Genomic DNA, 25,097 nt, shown 5'->3' with positions numbered 1-25,097 from the left:
GCCGCTGCACGAAAATCAGGGCCTGAGCATTACGGCCTGCTCTTGTCCAGGTAGCGGAAGAACTCGTTCTTCGGGTCCAGGACCAGCACGTCGCTCTTGCTCGAGAAGCTCTCGCGGTACGCCTGCAGGCTACGGTAGAACGCGTAGAAATCGGCGTCCTGGGTGTAGGCCTTGGCATAGATGGCGGCCGACTGTGCGTCACCGTCACCGCGGGTTTCTTCTGCTTCGCGGTAAGCCTCGGCCAGCAGTACACGACGCTGACGGTCAGCATCGGCGCGAATACCCTCTGCCAGCTCATTACCTTTGGCACGGTGCTCGCGGGCTTCACGCTCACGCTCGGTGCTCATGCGGTCGAACACGCTGCGGTTGACTTCCTTCGGCAGGTCGATGGCCTTGACGCGCACGTCGACCACCTCGATACCCAGCTCCTTGTTGGCCATGCGGTTCAGCGATGCGGTGATGTCAGCCATCAGCGCGTCACGCTCACCGGATACCACTTCGTGCAGGGTACGTTTACCGAACTGGTCACGCAGGCCGCTTTCCAGACGACGCGACAGACGCTCGTCGGCGATCTGCTTCATGCCGGAGGTGGCGGTGTAGAAGCGCTCGGCATCCTTGACGCGCCACTTGGCGTAGGCGTCGACCATCACCGCCTTCTTCTCCAGGGTCAGGAACCGCTGGGTCGGGGCGTCGAGGGTCATGAGGCGGGCGTCGAACTTGCGCACCTGGTTCACGTAGGGGACCTTCACGTGCAGGCCTGGCTGGACATCTGCCTGGACCACCTTACCGAAACGCAGCATCACTGCACGCTCGGTCTGGGACACGATGTAGAAGCTGTTCCAGGCGACGATGCCCAGAACCACGGCGGCGATCAGGGCGATCAGCGATCTATTGCTCATCAGCGGCTCTCCCTAGTACGCACCGGCTGTTGCTGTTGCAGGTCCTGCGCCGCACGGGCGGCCGCATCGTTGACCGATGGCGACACGCTGGAGGTTGGCGCGGACGGGTTGCGGCTGCCTTCGACCATCTTGTCCAGGGGCAGGTAGAGCAGGTTGTTCTGCCCATCCTTGGTGGCCACCATGACCTTGCTGGTGTTGCTGTAGACCTCTTGCATGGTCTCCAGGTACAGGCGCTGACGGGTTACGTCAGGTGCCTTGCGGTACTCGGCAACCAGCTTGGTGAAGCGGTCGGCCTCACCCTTGGCCCGGGCGATGACTTCGTCGCGGTAACCGTTGGCGTCCTCGATGATGCGCTGGGCCTGACCACGGGCTTCCGGTACCACGCCATTGGCGTAGGACTCGGCCTGGTTGCGGGCACGCTGTTCATCTTCGCGGGCACGGATCACGTCGTCGAAGGCTTCCTGCACTTCACGCGGGGCTGCCGCGCTCTGTACGTTGACCTGGGTCACGGTGATACCGGTACGGTAGTTGTCGAGGAAGCGCTGCAGGCGTTCGCGGATATCCACGGCCATCTGCTCACGGCCTTCGGTCAGCACCTGGTCCATCGAAGTGGAACCCACCACGTGGCGCAGGGCGCTGTCGGTCGCATGCTGCAGGCTCACCTCAGGCTGGTCGACGTTAAGCACGAAGTCCTGCAGGTTGCTGATCTTGTACTGGACAGTCAGCGGCACCTCGACGATGTTCTCGTCTTCGGTCAGCATCTGGCCCTGTTTGGTGTAGGCACGCTCACGCGTGACGTTTTCCATGTACTTGCGATCGATCGGCGGGAAGTAGATGTTCAGGCCGGGACCGACCGTCTCATAGTACTTGCCGAAGCGCAGCACCACGGCCTGCTCCTGCTCGTCGACCACGTACACGGCGCTGTACAGCCAGATGGCCGCCAGCACCGCCAGGCCTATGCCCAGCAGCCCCAGGCCACCGCCCTTGCCGACATTGCGGTCACCGCCGCCACGTTTCTTGCTGCCACCGAACATGCCATTGAGGCTGTCCTGCAGTTTGCGGAAGGCCTCGTCCAGATCCGGCGGACCTTTCTTGTCACCACCACCGCCACCGCCACCACGGCGGCCGCCCCAGGGATCCTGATTGTTCGAGTTGCCACCCGGCTCGTTCCAAGCCATAGCGCTCTCCATCTGATAAAGCAAAGACGCGCCCACGGCGCGCCGTCCAATGCTACAGAATGCCTGTCACTGCTGCCCGGCGACCTCGACGGGCATTTATTGCAAAGTGTGTTGCTCGACAAACACTTGCGGCTCCATGCCTTCACGACTGACCAGGCGATTCAGTTCGACCATGGGCAGTCGCACGCTCAGCAGGCTGCGCCCTTCTTCATCATGCTCTTCACTCTGCACCGCACCCAAGGCAAAGAATTGCGCGCGCAAGCGGGCAAATCGCTGCTCCAGGCACAGGGTACCGACAAACAGATCGTCCCCCAGCAACTCGGCAATCGCCTGGCCTACAAGCTCCAGGCCACGCCCATCGCGTGCCGATACCCAGACCCGTTCCGGCTTGCCATCGGCATTGCGCTGGATCTGCGGCTCGACATCTTCAAGCAGGTCGAGTTTGTTATACACCTCGAGGATCGGCAAGCCTTCGGCGCCAATCTCGCCCAATACGGCCAGGACCTGCTCGATCTGCTCCATGCGCTCGGGCTCATGGGCGTCGATGACATGCACCAGCAGGTCAGAATTGCTCGACTCTTCGAGCGTAGCCCGAAATGCCTCGACCAGCTTGTGCGGCAGGTGGCGGATAAAGCCCACGGTGTCGGCCAGCACGATCGGGCCCAGGTCGTTGAGCTCGAGCCGGCGCAGGGTCGGGTCGAGGGTGGCGAACAGCTGGTCCGCGGCGTACACCTCGGATTCGGTCAGGGCGTTGAACAGCGTGGACTTGCCGGCGTTGGTATAGCCCACCAGCGACACCGAGGGGATATCTGCGCGCTGGCGACCGCGACGCGCCTGCTCGCGCTGGCTGCGCACTTTCTCCAGGCGTGACTTGATCTGGCGGATACGCACCCGCAGCAGGCGGCGGTCGGTTTCCAGCTGGGTTTCACCCGGGCCACGCAGGCCGATACCACCTTTTTGTCGCTCAAGGTGAGTCCAGCCGCGCACCAGCCGCGTGCTCATGTGGTCAAGCTGGGCCAGTTCGACCTGCAACTTGCCTTCATGGGTACGCGCCCGTTGGGCGAAGATATCGAGGATCAGCCCGGTACGGTCAAGCACACGGCACTCGAACACACGTTCGAGGTTGCGCTCCTGACTGGGCGTGAGGGTGTGATTGAAAATCACCAGGTCTACCTGTTCGGCATGGACCAGGTCGTGCAGCTCTTCGACCTTGCCACTGCCAATCAGGTATTTGGCGGAAGGCTGATGCCTTGTCACCGTGACCAGCGAAACGATGTCGGCACCGGCCGACAATGCCAATTCCTGAAACTCCTGCGGGTCTTCGCGCGCCTCAGGGTTATGACCTTCCAAGTGAACGAGCAACGCCCGCTCACCACCACCGTGGCGCTCAAAGAACAATGCAGGCTCCTATCAGGCGTTGCCTGGCTCGCTGTCGCCGTGCTCGCCGTCGGTCGGGCTTGGCAGGCGGACCGGACGGGCCGGTACAACGGTCGAAATGGCGTGCTTGTAGACCATCTGGCTGACGGTGTTCTTCAGCAGTACCACGAACTGGTCGAACGATTCGATCGAACCCTGCAACTTGATGCCGTTGACCAGGTAGATGGATACCGGAACCTTTTCTTTTCTCAAGGTGTTCAAGTAAGGGTCTTGTAGCGAATGCCCTTTTGACATATGCCGCACTCCTGTAAGGATAAATAATAGAAAATCAATAAAAACGATAAATTAGGCCGCCCCTTCGCAAGAATAGACGGCAATCAGCAGGGACTCAGCTCAATATGGAGATGGCCCCAAGGTATTTCAAGGTGCGGGACAGATTGTCGCAGGCCAGGCTGTCAAGCCAGTGTACGTCAGGCCAGCCACGCAACCAGGTGAACTGCCGCTTGGCCAGCTGCCTGGTTGCAATGATACCGCGTTCACGCATCTCATTCTCAGTCAGCTTGCCGTCCAGGTAATCCCAGACTTGCCGATATCCCACTGCCCGTATAGACGGTAGCCCGGCGTGCAAGTCACTTCTGGCTCGCAGCGATCGGACCTCGTCAACGAAGCCCTGTTCCAGCATCTGCGAAAATCGTAACGCAATTCGCTGATGCAAAATGTGACGATCTGTAGGAGCAATCGCCAAACTGGCGACAGTATAGGGCAAATGCCCGTCAGCGCCTGCGTCTGCGCCGCGACTTTCCGCGAATTGACGTTGGCGATGGGCCGTCATGCTCTCGCCACTCACCCGGTACACCTCCAGCGCCCGGATCAGGCGCTGCGGGTCGTTGGGGTGGATACGCGCCGCCGACACCGGGTCAACCTCGGCGAGCTGGCGGTGCAGCTCGGCCAGGCCCAATGCTTCGGCCTGGGCTTCCAGCTCGGCGCGTACCGCAGCGTCCGCTGCCGGCATGTCAGCCAGGCCATCGATCAACGCCTTGTAATAGAGCATGGTGCCGCCCACCAGCAGCGGGATCTTCCCACGCGCGGTGATTTCGGCCATGGCTTGCAGCGCATCGGCACGGAACTGCGCGGCCGAATAGCTCTCGGCCGGATCACGAATGTCGATCAGCCGATGCGGGTGGGCAGCGAGGATTTCTTTCGACGGCTTGGCCGAACCGATATCCATGCCGCGATAGACCAGCGCCGAGTCGACACTGATCAGCTCGCAGGGCAGCACTTTGGTCAGCTCGATAGCCAGGTCGGTCTTGCCGGCCGCCGTCGGGCCCATCAGGAATATTGCAGGGGGCTTGCCGCTCATTTCATCGACCGCGCAGGAAGAGTTTGTCCAGATCGTCCAGGCCCATCTGGGTCCAGGTGGGACGGCCATGGTTGCACTGGCCACTGCGCTCGGTGTTTTCCATGTCGCGCAGCAGGGCATTCATCTCGGGAATGGCCAGGCGCCGGTTGGCGCGCACGGCGCCGTGGCAAGCCATGGTGCCGAGCAGTTCGTTCAGGTGCGCCTGGATACGGTCACTGGTGCCGTATTCCATCAGGTCGGCGAGCACGTCCTGCACCAGGCGGTTGGCCTCGGCCTGCTTGAGCAAGGCCGGGATCTGGCGGATCGCCAGGGTCTCGGGGCCCAGGCGTTGCAGCTCGAAGCCCAGGCGCTGGAACCACTGCGCGTGCTCTTCGGCGCAGTCCGCTTCACGCTGGCTCAAGGCCAGGGTCTCAGGCACCAGCAGCGGTTGACCGCTAAGGCCTTCACTGGCCATGGCTACCTTGAGGCGCTCGTACATGATGCGCTCGTGCGCGGCATGCATGTCCACCACCACCAGGCCAACGGCATTCTCGGCCAGGATATAGATGCCCTTGAGCTGCGCCAGCGCGTAGCCCAGCGGCGGAATGTCCCCCTGGCTTTCGGGAAGGGCCGTCGCCGGCAGCGCACCGTTTTCCAACGGCTTGTAGAACTCGCGATACACCGCCTGCGCTTCGGCAGCCGGCACCGGCTGTGACGGGCGTGGCGTGTACTGATACTGGTAGCCCGCGCCACTGCCGCCATTGGAGAACGACTGCTGCGGGGCACGTGGCTGCTCAAGCACCGGCGAGGCCAGGCGCATTTCGCCCTGCGGGCCGAATTCACCGGCCTGCTGGCCAGTGGGGCGGATGGCCTCTGGCACCGCGGCAGGCGCGGCCAGCTGGTCTTCCGGGCGTACATCGGCCAACGCACGGTGCAAGGTGCCGTACAAAAAGTCGTGCACAGAGCGCCCCTCGCGGAAGCGCACTTCGTGCTTGGTCGGGTGCACGTTGACGTCTACGCCGTTGGGTTCCAGCTCCAGGAACAGCACGAAGGTCGGGTGCCGGCCATTGAACAGCACGTCACGGTAGGCCTGGCGTACGGCGTGGGCGACCAGCTTGTCGCGTACCGCACGGCCATTGACGAAGAAGTACTGCAAGTCTGCCTGACTGCGCGAGAACGTCGGCAGGCCGACCCAGCCCCACAGGCGCAGGCCGTTGCGCTCGACGTCGATCGGCAGCGCCTGCTCCATGAAACCTGGGCCGCAGATGGCGCCTACCCGCCTGGCACGCGCTGTTTCGTCGTGAGCCTCGTGCAGGCTGAGGATGCTCTTGCCGTTGTGGCGCAAGTGGAAGCCGACATCGAAGCGTGCCAGCGCCAGCCGGCGGATGACCTCCTGCAGGTGATCGAATTCGGTTTTTTCGGCCTTGAGGAACTTGCGCCGCGCCGGGGTATTGAAGAACAGGTCGCGCACTTCCACCGAAGTACCTACCGGGTGCGCCGCCGGCTGCACCCGCGGGAGCATGTCACGGCCTTCGGTTTCCACCTGCCAGGCCTCTGTGGCACTGGCAGTACGCGAAGTCAGGGTCAGCCGCGCCACGGAGCTGATCGAGGCCAGGGCCTCACCACGGAAACCCAGGCTCAACACCCCTTCAAGGTCTTCCAGCTCGCGAATCTTGCTGGTGGCATGACGGGCCAGGGCCAGCGGCAGGTCGTCGGCGGAAATACCGCTGCCATCGTCCCGTACCTTCAGCAGCTTCACGCCGCCCTGCTCCACCTCCACATCGATGCGTCGGGCGCCGGAGTCCAGGCTGTTTTCCAACAGCTCCTTGGCAACAGAGGCCGGCCGCTCGACGACCTCGCCGGCAGCGATCTGGTTGGCCAGCCGCGGGCTGAGCAGCTGGATGCGCGAACCGCCAGTCATTGCGAGGCCAATGTGGTTGCAGGGATATCAAGGCGCTGGCCGACCTTCAGCTCATCGGTCTTGAGGCTGTTGGTGCTGCGCAGGCTGGCGACACTGACCTGGTAGCGCACAGCAAGCATTGCCAGGGTTTCGCCCGGGCGTACCGTGTGCTCACGCGGGCCGGCGGCGATCTTGCCGGTGTCGCGCAGCCAGGCGATGTAGGTGCCAGGTGGCGGGTTCTGCTGGAAGTACTGGCGTACGCCGGTGTGGATCGAACGGGCCAAGGCCTGCTGATGGCTGGCGGTGGCCAGCTTGGCGGCTTCGTTGTTGTTCGAGATGAACCCGGTTTCAACGAGGATCGATGGAATGTCCGGCGACTTCAGCACCATGAAGCCAGCCTGTTCCACACGCTGCTTGTGCAGCGAGGTGACCCGGCCCATGTTGCCAAGCACCTTCTGCCCCACGTTGAGGCTGGAGCTGAGCGTGGCGGTCATCGACAGGTCAAGCAACACGCCGGCGAGCATACGGTCCTTGTCATCGAGGCTGACGTTACCCGCACCACCGATCAGGTCGGAACGGTTTTCCGTGTCGGCCAGCCAGCGCGCGGTCTCGGAGGTGGCGCCACGGTCGGACAGGGCGAACACCGAGGCACCAAACGCTGCCCGCGACGGCGCGGCGTCGGCATGGATCGAGATGAACAGGTCGGCACCCTTCTTGCGGGCGATTTCCGTGCGTTTGCGCAGCGGAATGAAGTAGTCGCCAGTACGGGTCAGTTCGGCCCGGAAGCCCTTTTCGCTGTTGATCTGGCGCTGCAACTCCTTGGCGATCTGCAGCACGATGTCTTTTTCGTGCTGGCCGCGCGAGCCGGAGGCGCCCGGGTCTTCGCCGCCGTGGCCAGCATCGATGGCAACCACGATGTCACGCTTGCCGCTAGGTACCGGCGGCAGCTTGATGGCGGGTTGGGCCGGGCTTACCGGCACCGCCGGCGTGGTCGCAGGCGTCTGCACCGGCGTCGGGGCCGGTGGCGGCGCGCTGGCGGCAATGGCGTCGGCTTCCTGGTCGTACAGGTCGACCACCAGGCGGTTGCCATACTGGGCATTCGGCGCCAGGGTGAAGCTTTTCGGGGTGACCGACTTTTTCAGGTCGACCACCACGCGCAGGTCAGTCGGGGTACGCTGGGCCGAACGCACGCTGCTGATCGGCGTGTTGGAGGTGGCCACGTTCAACGGCGCGGCCAGGGTCGCGCCGTTGATGTCGATAACCAGGCGATCCGGCGCGCTCAGAGTGAAGACGCTATGCTGCACGGGGCCGGAAAGGTCGAAGACCAGCCGCGTGTTGTCTGGCGCGCGCCACAGGCGCATGCTCTTGACTTGAGTGACGGCCAGAGCGTCAACGGTCACCGTTGTCAGCAGCAGCCCAACGATGGCGACCAGTGCGCGTATGCGCATACCTACCCCACTTACTGTTTATAGTGTTTGGCCAGTGCCACGCACCAGGCCTCGCCGCGAGCCCCCTGCGGCGAAAGGATCAGCGAGCGTCCGCCCGCTTGGGGGCTTATGGTAATGGTCAGGTCCGGCTTTGGCAAAACGCCCGCACCCTTTTGTGGCCACTCGAACAGGCACAGCGGGTCGCCCTCGAAATAGTCACGAATCCCCATGAACTCCAGCTCTTCCGGATCGACCAGTCGATACAGGTCGAAGTGGAATGCTCGGACCTCACCGATTTCGTAGGGTTCGACCACGGTGAAGGTCGGGCTTTTCACTGCCCCTGTATGGCCCAGGCCGCGGATCAGCCCACGGGAAAGCGTAGTCTTGCCAGCGCCCAGGTCACCTTCAAGAAAGATCACGCCGCGACCGCCGGTCACCTCGGCCATTTTTGTACCGAAGGCGACCGTGGCCGCTTCATCGGCCAGAAACAGATTTAAGCCAGACACGCAGAATGCTCCTCCAACAACTCACGAATGACCGGCGCCAGATCACTGGCCGCCAGGCCTCTACCTTTCACACCCAGCCGCTCGCCCGCACAGGCGTGCAACCACACCCCCAGCCCGGCGGCCTGCCAGGCATCCAGCCCCTGGGCCAACAACGCGGCCAACACGCCGGTCAGCACATCGCCAAGGCCGGCACCGGCCATCGCCGGGTGGCCGCGCCCGCACACCATCAACTGCCCGGCCGGGTCGGCCACCAGGGTGCCAGCGCCTTTCAACACGCAAACGCTGTTATACCGGCGCGCCAGCTTGCGCGCAGCGCCAGGGCGATCGGCTTGCACAGCTTCGGTGGAAATGCCCAGCAGCCGCGCCGCCTCGCCCGGGTGTGGGGTGAGGATGCTGCCGCTGGGCAGGGCCAATGGGCTACGCGCCAGCAAATTCAGGGCATCGGCGTCCCACACCTGGGGTCGCTCGGCATTGGCCACTGCCGAAAGCAGGCTGCGGCCCCACGCCGCCTGCCCCAGCCCGGGGCCAACTACCAGCACCGAGGCACGCTCCAGCACCCCCATCAGCTGGTTGGCCGAACTGGCGCCCAGGCACATCACCTCGGGCAGGCGCGCCAGGCTGGCGGCCACGTGCTCGGGCCGGGTTGCCACGCTGACCAGCCCGGCGCCGCAACGCAGCGCGGCTTCGGCGCTGAGCAGTACCGCGCCAGCGGTGCCGAGGTCGCCACCGACCACCAGCACATGGCCAAAGTCGCCTTTATGGGCATGCGCATGCCGTGCCGGCAGGTGCGCAACGGTCACGCTGCTGAGCAGTTGTGGGGCATTGCCAGGGTGTTTGGTCTGCGCCATGGGGTCAAAGGCTCCAATGTCTGGCAGAATTATACGCACCTGAGCCCGTATTGCCTTGCCCATCCATGTCTGCCTGCACGCCTGACCTCGCCCAACTGGCCCAATCGATCAAGATTTGGGGCCAAGAACTCGGTTTTGCCCACGTTGGCATCGCCGGGGTCGACCTTGGCGAACATGAACACCACCTGCAACGCTGGCTCGATGCAGGCTACCAGGGCGAAATGGAGTACCTGGGCACGCATGGCAGCAAGCGCTCGCACCCCGACCAGTTGATCCCCGGCACCGTGCGAGTGGTGTCGTTGCGCATGGACTACCTGCCCGGCGACACACAGATGGCACAACGCCTGGCACAGCCGGAAAAAGCCTACATCTCGCGCTATGCGCTGGGCCGCGACTACCACAAGCTGGTGCGCAAGCGCGTGCAGTTCCTGGCCGACCGCATCCAGGAAGCCATCGGTCCGTTTGGTTACCGCGCATTTGTCGACAGCGCCCCGGTGCTGGAAAAGGCCTTGGCCGAGCAGGCCGGGCTGGGCTGGATCGGCAAGAACACCTTGCTGCTCAACCGCAAGGCGGGCAGTTACTTCTTCCTTGCCGAGCTGTTTGTCGACCTGCCAATACCGGTGGACGAAGCCACTACCAGCGAACATTGCGGCCGCTGCCAGGCCTGCCTGGACATCTGCCCGACGCAGGCGTTTGTCGGGCCTTATGTGCTGGATGCCCGGCGTTGCATCTCGTACCTGACCATCGAGTTGAAGGGCGCGATCCCTGTCGAATTGCGCGCAATGATGGGCAACCGGGTGTTCGGTTGCGATGACTGCCAGATCGTCTGCCCGTGGAACCGCTTTGCCAGGCACAGCCAGGAGCAGGATTTCCAGCCACGGCATGGGCTGGAGAATGCCGAACTGGCGGAAATGTTCTTGTGGGACGAGCGCACCTTCCTGCGCAAGACCGAGGGCGGGCCGTTGCGGCGGGCGGGGTATGAGCGGTTCTTGCGCAACCTGGCGGTGGGCTTGGGCAATGCGCCGTCGACCATACCGGTGCTCGAGGCGCTGAAGGCGCGGCGCGAGGATGAATCGGAACTGGTACGCGAGCATGTGGAGTGGGCGCTGGCCCGGCACAATATCCAATAGCGACCAGGTTCCCTGTGGGAGCGGGCGCGCCCGCGAAGCAGGCAACTCGGTAGATGGCACCGGCTGCGCCGGTGTTCGCGGGCATGCCCGCTCCCACAGGGACCGCGCCGGATCTGAGACTGCCTCACTGCTGGTCGTTGTAGTGGAACTTGGGCATTTCCCAGTGGAAGCGGATCGCCAGCAAGCGCACCAGGAACCCGCCAAACAAGGTCAGCAGCATGGCCTGCTCCGCCGGCACCTTGAAGTACACGCACCCCAGGTAGAACCACGCCGCCGCAAACGACACGCTGGCATACAGCTCGCGGCGGAACACCAGCGGAATGTCGTTACAGAAGATATCCCGCAAGATCCCGCCGAACACCCCGGTGATCACCCCGCTGATCGACGCCACCAGCATGCCCTGCCCCATCTCCAGTGCGGTCATGCAGCCAATCAGGGTAAAGGCCACCAGCCCCAAGGCATCGAGCACCAGGAACAGTGAGCGCAGGCGGCGCATCATCGGCGCAATGAAAATGGTCAGCAGCGCCGCACAACTGGTCAGCACCAGGTACTCCGGGTGCTTCACCCAGGTCAGCGGGTAATGCCCCAACAGCACGTCGCGCACCGAGCCGCCACCCAGGGCGGTGACGCAGGCAATCAGCACCACGCCAAACCAGTCCATGCCACGGCGCCCGGCAGACAATGCGCCAGTCATGGCTTCGGCGGTGATGGCGATAAGGTAGAGCATCAACAACATGGCGCGGATCCATAAAAGCGGCAAGCAGCAAGCCTCAAGCGGCAAGCGATACGCGTTGATCGGACGCCTACGTCCCACCAACACCATAGCGCTTGGCTTGTAGCTTGCAGCTCGAGGCTTGAAGCTTAGAATTTGATGAAGTGCTCGCGGTAATGGCGCAGCTCGGCAATCGATTCGCGGATATCGTCCAGCGCCAGGTGGGTGTTGCCCTTCTTGAAGCTGTCACGCACGTTCGGCGCCCAGCGCGCAGCCAGCTCCTTCAGCGTGGAGACATCCAGGTTGCGGTAGTGGAAGTAGTTTTCCAGGTTGCGCATATGACGGTAGAGGAAGCGGCGGTCCTGGCAGATGCTGTTGCCGCAGATCGGCGACTTGCCCTTCGGCACCCACTGCTCGAGGAAGGCGATGGTTTGCGCTTCAGCCTCGGCCATGCTGACCTTGCTCTCGCGCACACGCTGGGTCAGGCCTGAAGCCCCATGGGTGCGGGTGTTCCATTCGTCCATCCGTGCCAACACTTCGTCACTGTGATGAATGGCGATCACCGGCCCTTCGGCCAGGGTGTTCAGCTCGCTGTCGGTGACAATGGTGGCCATCTCGATAATGACGTCGCTGTCCGGATCCAGGCCGGTCATTTCCAGGTCGATCCAGATCAGGTTCTGTGGGTTTTGCATGCAGGGGCTCCTCGTATAGCCCGTCATATTAGCCTAGTGATCATGGCACGCCCATTCACGACACAAAGGTAAGCGCAATGGCCCAGCGCCTGGCGTGCTAAACTGCCTGCCGTTTTCAATGCCCCACCTTGGGCCTCTATCACGGTACCTTCATGGCCAAACGCCAGCTCAATCGCCGCCAGAACTGGCGGATCGAAAAAATCCAGGGCGAGCGCGCTGCTCGCGCCGCCAAACGCGAGCAGCATGCGCTGCAGGAACTGGAAGGCGGTGACCTGGGGCCAGAGCAACTGGGCCTGGTAATCGCGCACTTCGGTGTGCAGGTAGAGGTTGAGGCCCAGGACGGCGAAACTGCAGGCCAGGTGTTCCGCTGCCACTTGCGCGCCAACCTGCCGGCACTGGTCACCGGTGACCGCGTGGTATGGCGTGCAGGCAACCAGGGCATTGGCGTGATCGTGGCGCAGATGCCGCGCAGCACCGAGCTGTGCAGGCCAAACAACCACGGCCAGCTGAAACCCGTGGCAGCCAACGTCGACCTGATCGTGATCGTGTTCGCCCCGGCCCCGGAGCCGCACCCGAACCTGATCGACCGCTACCTGGTAGCGGCCGAGCACGCGGGCTTGCGCCCGCTGCTGCTGCTGAACAAGGCCGACCTGATCAACGACGAAAACGGCCCCGGCCTGCATGCGTTGCTGGAGGTTTACCGCGAGCTGGGCTACCCGCTGCTGGAGGTGTCGGCGCACCACGGTGACGGCATGCAGCGCCTGCAACAGCAACTCGACGGCCACATCAGCGTATTCGTCGGCCAGTCGGGGGTGGGCAAGTCGTCGCTGGTCAACAGCCTGCTGCCGGACGCTGGCACCCGCGTCGGCGACCTGTCGGAATGGTCTGGCCAGGGTACGCATACCACCACCACGGCGCGGCTCTACCACTTCCCCAACGGCGGCGACCTGATCGACTCGCCGGGCATCCGCGAATTCGGTCTGGGCCACGTCAGCCGCGACGATGTGGAAGATGGCTTCATCGAGTTCCGCGACCTGTTCGGCACTTGCCGCTTCCGCGATTGCAAGCATGACCGCGAACCTGGCTGTGCACTGCTCAAGGCACTGGACGAGGGGCGCATCAAGCCACAGCGGATGAACAGCTACCGCTCGATCATTGCCAGCTTGACGCAAGACAGCTACTGACAGTCGTGACCAACACGGTCCCTGTAGGAGCGGCCTTGTGTCGCGAAAGGGCCGCGTAGCGGCCCCGGCAATTTATGCACCAATGCTTGTTTCTGGGGCCGCTGCGCGGCCCTTTCGCGACACAAGGCCGCTCCTACAGGGACCGCGCAGAACGAAAAGGGCTTACTGCTCCTTGGCCTCATCCATCTTGAGCGTGCCATCTTCAAAGATGTTCAGCTTCTGGCGCAGCTCTCGCGGTTGCATCGGCGCTTGTTCAGTTGCGCCCGGCGCAGCCGCTGCGCCAGCCCCTGGCGCAGCGCCGCTGGCCGGCGGTACGGCAGGCTCGGCGGCCGGCGCATCCGGCGCCCCCTGTTCACCCTCGATGTTACGCTGCGCCTTCTTGGTCAGCACGATGATGTCGATACGGCGGTTGACCGGGTTGAACGGGTCCTTGCGGTCGAATAACGACGACGAAGCGTAGCCCACCACCCGCGCCACCTGCCCGTCCGGGTAACCACCGGCCACCAGCGCACGGCGTGCGGCGTTGGCCCGGTTGGCCGACAGCTCCCAGTTGCCGAACTCGCCGGTGCCCGAATACGGCTTGGCATCGGTGTGGCCGCTGATGCTGATCTTGTTCGGCACGGCCTTGATGGTGTCGGCCATGGCCAGCAAGATGTCTTCGAAGTACGGCTGCAGGCGGGCGCTGCCGATGTCGAACATCGGCCGGTTCTCGGCATCCATGATCTGGATACGCAGGCCATCCTGGGTAATCTCGAACAGGATCTGGTCCTTGAACTTCTGCAGTTGCGGGTTCTCTTCCACCTTGTTCTGCAGTTCCTGCAGCAACAGTTCCAGGCGTTCGCGCTCGACCTGCTCGGCCATGGTCTCGACCTGGTCCTTGTTCAGCTCGACGGTGGTGTCGGGTGTCGGCTCGGACTTCACTTCAGGGTTGATGGTCTTTTCCGGCGCCAGCTCAGGCGACCCGCCCAGATCGATGACATACGGCGTGCCGCTTTCAGAGAAACCGATCGGGTCCTTGAAATAACCGGCAATGGCGATCTTCTGCTCCGGCGTGGCGGTGGACATCAACCACAGCACCAGGAAGAACGCCATCATTGCCGTGGCAAAGTCGGCGAAGGCGATTTTCCAGGCGCCGCCGTGGTGGCCGCCGCCAAAGCGCTTGACGCGCTTGACGATGATGGGCTGATTGTTCTCCATGACTCAGCGACCGCGAACCGCTTGTTCCAGCTCGGAGAAGCTTGGGCGGTGCTTGGGGTACAGCACCTTGCGCCCGAACTCGACCGCCAGCGAAGGCGGCATGCCCGAGGCCGAGGCAACCAGCGAAGCCTTGATCGACTCGTAGAGGTTCAGTTCTTCCTTGGCATCGTGCTCCAGGCACTTGGCCAACGGGCCGAAGAAGCCGTAGGCCGCCAGGATACCGAAGAAGGTACCGACCAACGCCGCACCCACGTGCATGCCAATGGCCGCCTGGTCGCCCTCGCCGAGCGAGGCCATGGTCACCACGATACCCAGTACCGCCGCGACGATACCAAAGCCGGGCATGCCGTCGGCGATGCCGGTCACCGCATGGGACGGGTGCTCCAGCTCTTCCTTCATGCTGAGCAGTTCCATGTCGAACAGGCCTTCAAGCTCGTGTGGAGCCATGTTGCCGGTAGACATGATGCGCAGGTAGTCGCAGACAAACGCGGTCATGCGCTCATCGGCCAGCACGGTCGGGTACTTGGCGAAGATCGGGCTGGCTGCTGCGTCCTCGATGTCGGCCTCGATCGCCATCATGCCTTCGCGACGGCTTTTGTTGAGGATCTCGTACACCAGGCCCAGCACCTCCAGGTAGTAGGCGTGGGTGAAGCGCGAGCCGAACATCTTCATCGACTTCTTGATGACGTGCATGGTCATGTGGCCAGGGTTGGCCTGCAGGAATGCACCAAAGGCCGCACCGCCGATGATCAGTACTTCGAACGGCTGGATCAGCGCTGCGATCTTGCCGTGGGAGAGCACGTACCCGCCGAGCACGCTCGCGAATACGACGATGATGCCGATAATTTTAGCCATAGGTTCAAAGCACTTGCTGTCGTGGTCAAGGGAAGAGACGGGAGCTTTAAAACTCTTCTTCTACTTATCGGCAGAACTGCGCCAGACTATAGCCACTCATTGCGAAAAGCCAGTTCGGACTGATGTCAAAATGCCAATTGAAACCAAGGTGCCCGCTCAGCCCCCGCGTACGCTAGAGGCCTGGGTAAAGCTGCTAGAGAGTGTTCGCATCCCCGTGCCGAAGCACAGCTACGACCGGGTCATGGCCGCCATCAACGATAGCCGCCGCTCGCTGCGCGACATCGCCGAACTGATGCAGGATAGCCCGGCACTGGTGCTGTCGGTGATGCGCGAAGCCAATCACCCCACCAATGCCAGCCAGGCCGAGCCCGCCGAAAGCCTGGAAGTTGCCCTCAATCGCCTGGGCCTGGGGCGCACCGAGCAATTGCTCAAGCGCCTGCCCTCGGTGCCCGCTGAAGAAATCCCGCCAGTGCTCAGCCAGTTCCAGCTGATCAGCCAGCACGCCTCGCAGCAGGCCAGCGGCCTGTTCGCCAGCCGCCTGGCACGGCTGTGGCAGGAAATTCACTGGGGCAGCCTGCTGTTCCTGTCGCCCCTGTGGCCGCTGGCACTGGCTTATCCCAAACTGCTCGACACCTGGGAGCTGCGGGTTATCCACAAAGGCGAGGACGCTGCCCATGTGGAGGAAGAGTTGTTTGGCGTGCGCATCATGGCGCTGTGCCAGACCATGGCGGAGTACTGGCGCCTGCCCCAGTGGGTGACTCAGGGTTACCGCCTGCTGCTGGAAGAACGCGACCAACTGGCCCTGGTACTGAACATCGCCCGCGATGAAGACCTGCTCAGCCAGCAACATCGCCTGGACGCCGAACCCGGCCTGCGCCGCTGGTTCAACCAGCCGGCCAATACCGTGCTGCTGGCCAACAACCTGGCCCTGGCCGCACAGGTTGGCTGGGACAACCCGCATTTGCTGCGCTGGCAGCTGCTGACCGCGCTGTACCTGCAGACGTCGCTGGAAGACGTGCAGCAGCAAATGCACCAGCAAGCGGCCGCCAGCGCCCGCCGCCATGCCCGGCATGCCCTGTTCCACCCGGCCGAAGCGCTGATCTGGCCCTGGCACCAGCGCCGCCCGCACCCGGACATGCTGGCCCCGCCGCCGCCCAGCAGCGACGACCTGGCGCGCTGGCGCAAGCTGTGCCAGGACCTGCTGGCCCAGCCCAGCCCGTTCACCAATACCGTGCACCTGGCCACCCAGGCCCTCGAAGCCCTGCTGGCCTGCGGCATGCAACGCATCATGCTGCTGAGCCTGGACAAGGCCAGCGACTACCTGCGCGTGCAGCAGACCGCCGGCCTGCCGAAAGAGGCCGGGGCCTTGGCCCTGCAGGTATCGCAAAACAAACTGCTGCAAAAACTGCTGTCCCAGGCCGGGCAATTGCGCATCACCCCGCAGAACCACACCCAGTTCTCGGCACTGCTACCGGCGCCTCTGCGTGCCTTGTTCCGCAGCGAGCACGTGCTGCTGCGCTCGCTGGCGGTAAATGACCAGGTGCTGATGCTGATGGTGGCTGATCAAGGTTGCCGGCCATTGGCCGATATCAGCGTGCAAGCCTTCGGCAAGACCGCGCAATGCACCGAGCGGGCGCTGTCGGTGTTTGCCAACCGCAAGGGCTGAGCCTTGCGCTACAATCGCCCCTCTTTCCACACTGGAGACCGTGGATGACTGACTTTTCCGGCCTGCCCCTGGTGATCGAAGCCGCGGACCTGCTGCCACGCCTGGATTCTCCACAGCTGATCCTGGTCGACCTGAGCAGTGCCAACCGCTACGTCAGCGGGCATATCCCCGGCGCACGCTTTGTCGAAGGCAAGCGTACCCAGCTTGGCCAGCCTCCCGCGCCCGGCCTGCTGCCGGCCCTGGGCGACCTGGAAAAACTGTTCAGCGAACTCGGCCACCGCAACGACGCCGTGTATGTGGTGTATGACGATGACGGCGGCGGCTGGGCCGGGCGTTTCATCTGGCTGCTCGACGTGATCGGCCATAAGCATTACCACTACCTCAACGGCGGTATCCAGGCCTGGCCGGCTGACAAGCTGGGCACCGAGGTGCCCGCCAACGGCAACACCCCGGTGCACCTGCATATCGACAGCGCACCCACCGCCACCCGCGAATACCTGCAAAGCCGCCTGGGCGCCGATGACCTGGTCATCTGGGACGCGCGCGGCCCGCAGGAATTCAGCGGCGAAAAGGTACTGGCAGCCAAGGGGGGCCATATCCCCGGCGCGATCAACTTCGAGTGGACCGCCGGCATGGACCTCAACGACCACCTGCGCATCCGCAAGGACATCCAACAAGTCCTTGAGCAACTGGGCATCACCCCTGACAAGGAAGTGATTACCCACTGCCAGACCCATCGCCGCTCCGGTTTCACTTATCTGGTGGCCAAGGCCCTTGGTTACCCACGCGTCAAGGCCTATGCCGGCTCGTGGAGCGAATGGGGCAACCACCCGGACACGCCTGTAGAAGTCTAAGGAACCTGCATGAAATCCCGTTTGTTCATCATCAGCCAGTACCTGCTGCCGCACCACCTGCTGTCGCGGTTGGCCGGCTGCATTGCCGAGTGCCGCGCGCGCTGGTTCAAGAATGCCTTCACCGCCTGGTTCGCCAAGCGTTACCAGGTAAACATGTCCGAGGCGCTGGTCGAGGACTTGAGTGCCTACGAGCACTTCAACGCGTTCTTCACCCGCGCCCTGAAGCCAGGCGCCCGCCCGCTGGACGAAACGCCGGGCGCCATCCTGTGCCCGGCCGACGGCGCGGTGAGCCAACTCGGCCCGATCGAGCATGGCCGCATCTTCCAGGCCAAGGGCCACGGTTTCAGCGCGCAAGAGCTGCTGGGCGGTGACCCGGCCATGGCCGCGCCGTTCATGGGCGGCGAGTTCGCCACCATCTACCTGTCGCCCAAGGATTACCACCGCGTGCACATGCCGCTGGCCGGCACCCTGCGCGAGATGGTCTACGTGCCAGGCCGCCTGTTCTCGGTCAACCAGACCACCGCAGAGAACGTTCCAGAGCTGTTCGCCCGCAACGAGCGCGTAGTCTGCCTGTTCGACACCGAGCGCGGGCCGATGGCCGTTGTGCTGGTGGGGGCGATGATCGTGGCCTCGATCGAAACCGTGTGGGCAGGGCTGGTGACGCCGCCCAAGCGTGAGCTGAAGACCTTCCGTTACGACGAAGCCAGCCGTGCGCCGATCCACCTGGAGAAAGGTGCCGAGCTGGGCCGTTTCAAGCTGGGCTCGACCGCCATCGTGCTGTTTGGGCCGGAGCAGGTGAAATGGGCTGAGAGCCTGGGTGCCGGATCGGCGGTGCGCATGGGGCAGCTGTTGGCGGCGCCTGCGCAGGTTTGACCTGCCTTTAGATTTTCAGCGCATGTGAGATCGAGCGCCGCCCGCGCGGCGCTTCGCGGGGCAAGCCCGCTCCCACATTTGTTGCAACGTGACCACGCCTGTGGCAGCGGCGTTGCCCGCCTTGGCGCATGCCTTCAGTCAGGTGAAGCGGCTGGTGCGCCAGCCCCGAAATCGAGCCGGGCCGACAAGGCTGACAACCATGGCCCCACAGGCATGGCCACGTTGCAACAAATGTGGGAGCGGGCTTGCCCCGCGAAGCGCCGCGCGGGCGGCGCTCGATCTCACAGGCACTGAAAACGCAACGGCGAATCAGCCGCGCGCGTCGCGGTCACGCAGGCCCAGCAGATAAAGCACGCCGTCCAACCCCAGGGTGGAAATGGCCTGTTTGGCCGACTGGCGCACCAGCGGCTTGGCGCGGAACGCTACGCCCAAACCGGCCAGCGACAGCATTGGCAGGTCGTTGGCACCGTCACCCACGGCAATGGTCTGCTCCAGCTGCAAGCCTTCTTCGATGGCCAGTTTCTGCAGCAGCTCGGCTTTGCGCTGGGCATCGACGATCGGCTCCACAGCCACACCGGTCACCTTGCCGTCGACCACTTCCAGTTCGTTGGCAAATACGTAGTCAATGCCCAGGCGCGCCTGCACCTGGCGGGCAAAGTAGGTAAAGCCACCAGACAGGATCGCGGTCTTGTAGCCCAGGCGCTTGAGCTCGGCGAACAGGTTTTCGGCGCCTTCGGTCAGCCGCAGCGAAGCGCCGATTTCGTCCAGCACGCCCACATCCAGGCCCTTGAGCAGTGCCATGCGCTCCTTGAAGCTGGCGCGGAAGTCCAGCTCGCCGCGCATGGCGCGCTCGGTGATGGCCGCCACCTGCTCACCCACGCCTGCCGCCTTGGCCAGTTCATCGATGACTTCGGCTTCGATCAGCGTCGAGTCCATGTCGAATACCGCCAGGCGGCGGTTGCGACGGAACAGGTCGTCCTTCTGGAAGGCAATGTCGATGCTCAGTTGTTCCGCCAGCGCGAAGAAATCCGCACGCAGGGCCTGGGCATCGCTTGGCACGCCGCGCACGGAGATCTCGACGGCCGCCTTGCCCTTGTCGGTTTCGGCATCAAGCGCCACGCGCGCAGACAGGCGCTCGATGCGCTCGATGGTGAGGCCGTACTGGCTGATCACCGCACTTACCCGCTGCAACTGCTCGGGGGTGATCTTGCGGCTGAGCAGGGTCACGATGTGGCGCGCTTCGCCGTGGCCGTCGGCCCATTGCTGGTAATCTGCCTCGGAGATCGGCGTGTAGCGGGCCTGCAGGTTCAGTTCGTGCGCCTTGGCCTGCACGCTTTGCAGCAGCGCGGTAGCCACTTCGTTGTCCGGGATGTCGACCAGAATGCCAAACGACAGGGTGCCGTGCATGACCGCCAGGCCGATGTCGAGGATGCTCACACCGCCCTGCAGCAGGACGCCGGTGATAGCCGCAGTGAGACCGGGACGGTCCTCACCGGTGATGTTGATCAGGACGATTTCGCGCACAACCTGGCTCCGACTTCGATGAAAAATGCGCATTCTACCGATTTTCCATGACCATCGGGCGCCAACGATACTTTGCCGACAAAACCCGTGTCGCTATACTGCCCCACACTTCATGCCATTAAGAGCCGAGCTCAGTGAACCGGCCCACGCCCGTCAAAGCAGACAACTTCTTCCTGATGATCTATCGTGCCCTGAGTCAACGTCGCGTGCCGCTGGCACTGCGCATCGCCTGCACCAACATCTTCCTGGTGGCGCTGGCACTGGTGATCTATGCCTGCGTGATGGGCCTGCAGTTCAAGCAGGCCATGCACGAGCAGGCCGACGCCCTGGGCCAGAGCCTGACCACCCAGACCGCGACGTCGGCGACCGAACTGCTGGTGGCCAATGACATCCTCAGCCTCAACGTGCTGCTCGGCAACCTGGTGAAAAACCCGCTGGTGGCCCATGCGGCGATCTACAGCGTGGACAACCGCATCCTCGCCGAGGCCGGCCAACGCCCGCGCAACAGCCTGCTGGGTGAAGCCGAAGGCCTGTACCAGACCAAGATCACCTTCCAGGACGTGACCGCCGGGCAACTGCGCATCAGCCTGGACATGAGCCAGTTCCAGCAGCCGATGCTGATCAGCCTGCAGAGCATGGGCATCCTGGCTGCCATTTTGCTGGTGCTCGCCCTCACGCTCAGCCTGCGCCAAGGCCGCTTCATCACCCTGCCGCTGCTGCAGCTGCGGGTGTGGCTGCGCGACCCGCAACCCTATACCCCGGCCACCGACCGCCAGGACGAGATTGGCGACATTGCCCGCCAGTTGCATGCACGCCTGGCACCGCCGCCACCGCCAGAGCCCGAACTGGAAGAAGAGGACGACGAGCAGTACGACGACGTCCACGAGGCTGCCCCGAAGGCTGCCCCGAAAACACCTCTGCGCGCCAAGGTTGTTGCGCAAGATGACGACGATGACGAGGCTTTTGCTGGCCTGCTGGACGATGAAAGCGCCCCCCAGGCCGTAGCGGTGGAGTCCGACGAGCCTCAGTACAGCGCCGTACTGGCCGTGCAGCTGGGCTCGCAGGAGCAACTGCGCCGCCTGCCACGCACACGCCTCACCGAACTGACCGAACGCTACCGCGATTGCCTGGAGCACGCGGCCTCGCTCTACGACGGTGAGACCCACACGCTGAATGACGGCAGCACCCTGGTGCTGTTCCACAGCCGTGAATGTGGCGAAGACTACCTGACCAACGCCATCTGCTGCGGCGAGCTGCTGCGTGCCCTGGGCCACGCCCTGCAGATTGAAGTGGCCGACAGTGGCATCACCCTGCAATTGCAGCTGGGCCTGGCCCTGGGCAACGACCTGCACGGGCTGGAGATGGTAGACCTGCTGATGGCAGAAAAGGCCCAGGACGCCCTGGCGCTGTCGCAGCACAGCCGCAACCTGTTGCTGGTGGAGCGGCAGATCAGCGATGACGCGCTGATTCGCCAACGTGCGCGCATTCGCCCGATTGCCAGCCCTGAAGGCGCCTGCTGCGTGGAGCGCTTGATGGAGCCCTACCCGTCGATGCTGGAACGGCAACTGGCGCGCATGCACGAACGCCGGGCCTGACATTGAAACCCTGGGGCCGCTCTGCGGCCCATCGCAGGCAAGCCAGCTCCCACAGGACCGCGCAACACCCAAGAGCTGCGCTGTACCTGTGGGAGCTGGCTTGCCGGCGATGGGCTGCAGAGCAGCCCCCTGTAGTTTCAGCCAGCCACAAAAAAGCCCGCATGATCGCGGGCTTTTTTGTGGCTGGCTGTTCGATCAGAACCGATAGACTTCCATATCAGTACGAATCGGCGAGGCCATCGGAATCTTGGATTTCTCCGGTTCCTTCTTCACCTGCACCGGAGCAGCGGGCTTTTTCGGTGCTTCTTCAACAATTGCAGGCTGATTGGCCAGCGGCTTGACCGCAGTGCTCAGTTGCTCAGCCAGCTTCTGCAGCAGTTGGCCCTGGGCCTGCACCTGCGACGACTCGCTGCCCTCGTGCGGCTGCTCGAGGTGAACGATGCGGTTGTCACGCACATGACCGCGGCGATCCAGCAGGCGCCACTGGGCATCCAGGATTGCCGGCTGGTTCTTACCCGAATCCAGGCGGGTGATCGACAGCAATACTTGCACATCCGGGCTGAAGCCGGCCGTTGCAGGGGCCAGCACCACACGCTGGCTGTCCAGGCGCCAGGCGAGCTGGCGAACCAGCAACTGGTCGATATCGGACGAAAGGCTGCCCGCCCAGCGACCGTCGGTCGCCGCGCTCAGGCTGCCATCGGCCTGACGCTGCAGGAACGTCTCCCGCTGCAGGTAATCGGCCACCGATACCGGGCCGAGTACCACGGCCATGCCTGCACTTTGCGAAGGCTGGCCAGGATCACCACTGTCGAGCTGGTACAGGGCAACCGGCTGGTGCATGGTGCACCCGCCTAGGCCCAGCAGGCCAGTCATCAACAGCGCAAATGGAAGGCGCAGAAATTTCATCATCCCATCCAGGCGGTCGCCTACAGGCACACCGCAGTGATACATATAGATTCAAACGGGCACACGACTACGTCGGCACCGCGAGGGCCATATCATCCGCGAAATAACCGTCCGACTCCAGCATTTCTGCCCGGAACGGCGCTGAAATTGCCGTTCCAGACATTTCAACCGGTTACGCCGGCACTTCCACCAGCAACCCGTCGACGCGCTGGAACCCGCGCGGCAGCTTGCTGCCGCGTCGTCCCCGCTCGCCCTTGTAATGCTCCAGGTCGTCCCCTTTCAAAGACAGGGTACGCTTGCCGGCTTGCAATACAAGGGTTGCACCTTCGGCAATCACCGCCAGATCGGTGACAAATTCTTCACGGCTGGCCACCCGGTCACCCGGCACACCAATGATCTTGTTGCCCTTGCCTTTGCCCAGTTGCGGCAAGTCGCTGACCTTGAACACCAGCAGACGGCCTTCGGTGGTCACCGCTGCAAGCCAGTCCTGCTCGCGGTCAGCCACCGGGCGCGGGGTCATGACCTTGGCCCCGTTGGGCAGGCTGAGCAAGCCCTTGCCGGCCTTGTTCTTCGCCTGCAGGTCTTCGCCCTTGACCACGAAGCCGTAGCCGGCATCAGACGCCACCACATAAAGCGCGTCATCGTCCGGCAGCAGCACGCATTCGAAGGTGGCCCCCGGTGGCGGCGTCAGGCGGCCGGTCAGCGGTTCGCCCTGGCCACGTGCCGATGGCAAGCTGTGAGCCGCCAGCGAGTAGCTGCGGCCGGTGGAGTCGATCAGCACGGCAAACTGGTTGGAGCGCCCGGCGGCGGCGGCCTTGAAACCATCGCCAGCCTTGTACGACAGGCCAGTGGCGTCGATGTCATGGCCTTTGGCGCAGCGCACCCAGCCCTTCTCCGACAGCACCACGGTAACGGGCTCGGTCGGCATCAGGTCGTTTTCCGACAGTGCCTTGGCTTCGGCGCGCTCGACGATTGGCGAGCGGCGGTCGTCGCCATAGGTTTCGGCATCCTTGATCAGCTCGCTGCGCACCAGCTTGCGCAGTTTGGCCTCGCTGCCCAACAGGGCCTGCAACTTGGCTTGCTCTTTGAGCAGTTCGTCCTGCTCACCACGGATTTTCATCTCTTCCAGACGCGCCAGCTGCCGCAGGCGGGTCTCGAGAATGTATTCGGCCTGAATTTCGGTCAGGTCAAAACGGGCGATCAGCGCCTGCTTGGGGTGCTCCTCGGTACGAATGATGTGGATCACTTCGTCCAGGTTGAGGAAGGCGGTGAGCAAACCATCCAGCAGGTGCAGACGCTTCTCGACCTTGTCCAGGCGGTGCTGCAGGCGGCGGCGAACGGTTTGGGTACGGAACTCAAGCCACTCCACCAGTATCGCACGCAGGTTCTTCAACTGCGGCCGGCCATCAAGGCCGATGATATTGACGTTGACCCGGTAGCTGCTTTCAAGGTCGGTGGTGGCGAACAAGTGCTGCATCAACTCGTCGGCATCCACGCGGTTGGAGCGCGGAATGATGACGATACGGCACGGGTTCTCATGGTCCGACTCGTCCCGCAGGTCGGCGACCATCGGCAACTTCTTGGCTTGCATCTGCGCAGCGATCTGCTCCAGCACCTTGGCCCCGGAGACCTGGTGCGGCAGCGCGGTGACCACGATGTCGCCATCCTCGACGCGGTACACAGCGCGCATGCGGATCGAGCCACGGCCGCTTTCGTACATCTTGAGGATTTCAGCCCGCGGCGTGACGATTTCCGCCTCGGTCGGGTAGTCCGGCCCCTGGATGTGCTCACACAGCTGCTCGATGGTGGCCTTGGGCTCGTCGAGCAGGCGCACACAGGCGCTGGCCACTTCACGCAGATTGTGCGGCGGCACGTCGGTCGCCATGCCCACGGCAATACCCGTGGTGCCGTTGAGCAGGATATTGGGCAGGCGCGCCGGCAGCACGGCCGGCTCCTGCAAGGTACCGTCGAAGTTCGGCACCCAGTCCACGGTGCCCTGGCCGACTTCACTCAGCAGCACTTCTGCATAGCGCGACAAACGCGCCTCGGTGTAGCGCATGGCGGCAAACGACTTCGGATCGTCCGGCGCACCCCAGTTGCCCTGGCCGTCGACCAGTGTGTAGCGATAGCTGAATGGCTGCGCCATCAGCACCATGGCCTCGTAGCAGGCCGAGTCGCCGTGGGGGTGGAACTTGCCGAGCACGTCACCGACGGTACGCGCCGACTTCTTGTGCTTGGCATCGGCATCGAGCCCCAACTCGCTCATGGCATAGACGATGCGTCGTTGCACCGGCTTCAGGCCGTCGCCGATGTGCGGCAAGGCGCGGTCCATGATCACGTACATGGAGTAGTTGAGGTAGGCCTGTTCGGTGAAGTCAGCCAGCGAGCGGCGTTCTACGCCATCCAGGCTGAGTTCCAGTGAGTCGCTCATGCGG

General features: G+C 63.6%; 22 protein-coding genes. 6 read left to right on the top strand and 16 right to left on the bottom strand.

Annotated elements, in window-relative coordinates; translation table 11 throughout:
* Nucleotides 1–29: 29 nt before the first annotated feature.
* The 9 genes from hflC to ACIQUI_RS09325 form a co-directional block, all read right to left on the bottom strand.
* Complete coding sequence (hflC, locus tag ACIQUI_RS09365) at nucleotides 30–899, bottom strand: protease modulator HflC (protein WP_403197423.1); 870 nt, start codon at nucleotides 897–899, stop codon at nucleotides 30–32.
* On the bottom strand, nucleotides 899–2,077 hold the full coding sequence (gene hflK / locus ACIQUI_RS09360) for an FtsH protease activity modulator HflK (RefSeq protein WP_403197421.1): 1,179 nt from the start codon (nucleotides 2,075–2,077) through the stop codon (nucleotides 899–901). The genes hflC and hflK overlap by 1 nt, the downstream gene beginning before the upstream one ends.
* A gap of 96 nt (nucleotides 2,078–2,173) precedes the next feature.
* Nucleotides 2,174–3,475: a ribosome rescue GTPase HflX gene (gene hflX / locus ACIQUI_RS09355; protein ID WP_403197418.1), complete on the bottom strand. Its 1,302-nt coding sequence runs from the start codon at nucleotides 3,473–3,475 to the stop codon at nucleotides 2,174–2,176.
* Between the two features lie 12 nt (nucleotides 3,476–3,487).
* Entirely contained in the window at nucleotides 3,488–3,748 is a 261-nt protein-coding gene (gene hfq, locus ACIQUI_RS09350; RefSeq protein WP_012274457.1) for an RNA chaperone Hfq, read from the bottom strand.
* Between the two features lie 94 nt (nucleotides 3,749–3,842).
* On the bottom strand, nucleotides 3,843–4,814 hold the full coding sequence (miaA, locus tag ACIQUI_RS09345) for a tRNA (adenosine(37)-N6)-dimethylallyltransferase MiaA (protein ID WP_403197415.1): 972 nt from the start codon (nucleotides 4,812–4,814) through the stop codon (nucleotides 3,843–3,845).
* 1 nt (nucleotide 4,815) lies between these two features.
* Nucleotides 4,816–6,714: a DNA mismatch repair endonuclease MutL gene (gene mutL, locus ACIQUI_RS09340; protein ID WP_403197412.1), complete on the bottom strand. Its 1,899-nt coding sequence runs from the start codon at nucleotides 6,712–6,714 to the stop codon at nucleotides 4,816–4,818.
* On the bottom strand, nucleotides 6,711–8,141 hold the full coding sequence (locus tag ACIQUI_RS09335) for an N-acetylmuramoyl-L-alanine amidase (protein WP_403197410.1): 1,431 nt from the start codon (nucleotides 8,139–8,141) through the stop codon (nucleotides 6,711–6,713). The genes mutL and ACIQUI_RS09335 overlap by 4 nt, the downstream gene beginning before the upstream one ends.
* A gap of 11 nt (nucleotides 8,142–8,152) precedes the next feature.
* Nucleotides 8,153–8,611: a tRNA (adenosine(37)-N6)-threonylcarbamoyltransferase complex ATPase subunit type 1 TsaE gene (gene tsaE / locus ACIQUI_RS09330; RefSeq protein WP_403197555.1), complete on the bottom strand. Its 459-nt coding sequence runs from the start codon at nucleotides 8,609–8,611 to the stop codon at nucleotides 8,153–8,155.
* 2 nt (nucleotides 8,612–8,613) lie between these two features.
* Complete coding sequence (locus ACIQUI_RS09325) at nucleotides 8,614–9,474, bottom strand: NAD(P)H-hydrate dehydratase (RefSeq protein WP_403197408.1); 861 nt, start codon at nucleotides 9,472–9,474, stop codon at nucleotides 8,614–8,616.
* 65 nt (nucleotides 9,475–9,539) lie between these two features.
* Here ACIQUI_RS09325 and queG point away from each other — a divergent pair, with 65 nt between their 5' ends.
* Nucleotides 9,540–10,604: a tRNA epoxyqueuosine(34) reductase QueG gene (gene queG, locus ACIQUI_RS09320; RefSeq protein ID WP_403197406.1), complete on the top strand. Its 1,065-nt coding sequence runs from the start codon at nucleotides 9,540–9,542 to the stop codon at nucleotides 10,602–10,604.
* Nucleotides 10,605–10,728: 124 nt separating this feature from the next.
* On the opposite strand, the gene ACIQUI_RS09315 is transcribed toward queG, so the two are convergent.
* Both ACIQUI_RS09315 and orn read right to left on the bottom strand, forming a co-directional pair.
* Nucleotides 10,729–11,340 carry a trimeric intracellular cation channel family protein gene (locus ACIQUI_RS09315; RefSeq protein WP_013974442.1) on the bottom strand — a complete coding sequence of 204 codons (612 nt, stop codon included), beginning with the start codon at nucleotides 11,338–11,340 and terminating at the stop codon, nucleotides 10,729–10,731.
* Between the two features lie 125 nt (nucleotides 11,341–11,465).
* Nucleotides 11,466–12,008 (bottom strand): oligoribonuclease, encoded by a 543-nt coding sequence (gene orn, locus ACIQUI_RS09310; RefSeq protein ID WP_403197403.1) that lies wholly within the window; start codon nucleotides 12,006–12,008, stop codon nucleotides 11,466–11,468.
* A 152-nt stretch (nucleotides 12,009–12,160) separates the two neighbouring features.
* On the opposite strand from orn, the gene rsgA reads away from it, so the two are divergent.
* The gene (gene rsgA / locus ACIQUI_RS09305) at nucleotides 12,161–13,192 is read left to right on the top strand and encodes a small ribosomal subunit biogenesis GTPase RsgA (protein ID WP_391129504.1); all 1,032 of its coding nucleotides are present in this window, start codon (nucleotides 12,161–12,163) and stop codon (nucleotides 13,190–13,192) included.
* 162 nt (nucleotides 13,193–13,354) lie between these two features.
* Here rsgA and motB read toward each other — a convergent pair whose 3' ends face one another.
* Nucleotides 13,355–14,389, bottom strand: a complete 1,035-nt coding sequence (gene motB, locus ACIQUI_RS09300; protein ID WP_403197400.1) for a flagellar motor protein MotB — start codon at nucleotides 14,387–14,389, stop codon at nucleotides 13,355–13,357.
* Between the two features lie 3 nt (nucleotides 14,390–14,392).
* On the bottom strand, nucleotides 14,393–15,244 hold the full coding sequence (gene motA / locus ACIQUI_RS09295) for a flagellar motor stator protein MotA (RefSeq protein WP_016712329.1): 852 nt from the start codon (nucleotides 15,242–15,244) through the stop codon (nucleotides 14,393–14,395).
* Nucleotides 15,245–15,374: 130 nt separating this feature from the next.
* On the opposite strand from motA, the gene ACIQUI_RS09290 reads away from it, so the two are divergent.
* The 3 genes from ACIQUI_RS09290 to asd are packed head-to-tail and all read left to right on the top strand — an operon-like array spanning nucleotide 15,375 to nucleotide 18,637.
* On the top strand, nucleotides 15,375–16,910 hold the full coding sequence (locus ACIQUI_RS09290) for an HDOD domain-containing protein (protein ID WP_403197398.1): 1,536 nt from the start codon (nucleotides 15,375–15,377) through the stop codon (nucleotides 16,908–16,910).
* 44 nt (nucleotides 16,911–16,954) lie between these two features.
* Entirely contained in the window at nucleotides 16,955–17,764 is an 810-nt protein-coding gene (locus ACIQUI_RS09285) for a rhodanese-like domain-containing protein (RefSeq protein ID WP_403197396.1), read from the top strand.
* Between the two features lie 9 nt (nucleotides 17,765–17,773).
* Nucleotides 17,774–18,637 (top strand): archaetidylserine decarboxylase, encoded by an 864-nt coding sequence (gene asd / locus ACIQUI_RS09280; RefSeq protein ID WP_403197394.1) that lies wholly within the window; start codon nucleotides 17,774–17,776, stop codon nucleotides 18,635–18,637.
* 309 nt (nucleotides 18,638–18,946) lie between these two features.
* Here asd and serB read toward each other — a convergent pair whose 3' ends face one another.
* Complete coding sequence (gene serB / locus ACIQUI_RS09275) at nucleotides 18,947–20,161, bottom strand: phosphoserine phosphatase SerB (RefSeq protein WP_403197392.1); 1,215 nt, start codon at nucleotides 20,159–20,161, stop codon at nucleotides 18,947–18,949.
* Nucleotides 20,162–20,295: 134 nt separating this feature from the next.
* Here serB and ACIQUI_RS09270 point away from each other — a divergent pair, with 134 nt between their 5' ends.
* Entirely contained in the window at nucleotides 20,296–21,756 is a 1,461-nt protein-coding gene (locus ACIQUI_RS09270; RefSeq protein ID WP_403197389.1) for a histidine kinase, read from the top strand.
* Nucleotides 21,757–21,951: 195 nt separating this feature from the next.
* Here ACIQUI_RS09270 and ACIQUI_RS09265 read toward each other — a convergent pair whose 3' ends face one another.
* Both ACIQUI_RS09265 and parC read right to left on the bottom strand, forming a co-directional pair.
* A complete protein-coding gene (locus tag ACIQUI_RS09265; RefSeq protein WP_391129523.1) occupies nucleotides 21,952–22,662 on the bottom strand; it encodes an ABC-type transport auxiliary lipoprotein family protein in 711 nt (236 codons plus the stop codon).
* A 172-nt stretch (nucleotides 22,663–22,834) separates the two neighbouring features.
* Nucleotides 22,835–25,093 (bottom strand): DNA topoisomerase IV subunit A, encoded by a 2,259-nt coding sequence (parC, locus tag ACIQUI_RS09260; protein ID WP_403197385.1) that lies wholly within the window; start codon nucleotides 25,091–25,093, stop codon nucleotides 22,835–22,837.
* Nucleotides 25,094–25,097: the final 4 nt, after the last annotated feature.

The sequence above is a fragment of the Pseudomonas sp. NPDC090592 genome, from assembly GCF_044769185.1.
In the GTDB taxonomy this organism is placed as follows: domain Bacteria; phylum Pseudomonadota; class Gammaproteobacteria; order Pseudomonadales; family Pseudomonadaceae; genus Aquipseudomonas.
This window is presented reverse-complemented; position numbering and strand designations above follow the sequence as displayed.